This window comes from Peribacillus sp. SIMBA_075 (assembly GCF_046534585.1).
In genome coordinates, this window is the sequence record NZ_JAWRYN010000313.1 from 1 (window position 1) to 317 (window position 317).

1 protein-coding gene is annotated in these 317 nt (G+C 52.1%); it reads right to left on the reverse strand.

The window, feature by feature from the left end; genetic code table 11:
• On the reverse strand, positions 1-228 hold a 228-nt coding region (gene flgN, locus SB775_RS28375; RefSeq protein WP_410864508.1), incomplete at its 3' end, for a flagellar export chaperone FlgN.
• Between the last annotated feature and the right edge of the window lie 89 nt (positions 229-317).

Sequence of the window (317 nt, forward strand, 5' to 3'; positions counted from 1 at the left end):
GGTAAACTCGCTGAAGCTGAGTCCCGGATGCTCTTCAAGCACGTCCATCACCAGGCGTTCGCGCTCGTCTTCGAGCTGTCCGAGCCTGCGGATGAGCCGAGTTTCTTCTTTGACCAGTTCTGTCAGTTCGTCTATTTTATGCTCGATCAGCACTGTCTGCTTGCGCTCTGCGTAGCGGATCAATTGCTGCTGTATGGTGATCAGCTCATCAAGTGTCGCGGTCATCATCTTCAACACCGGAGTCCCCTCTTTTCCGACCCGCTCAACTGTCATTTATCGAACCAGTACTGATGGATTTTTTCGGCTACCTTGTCATG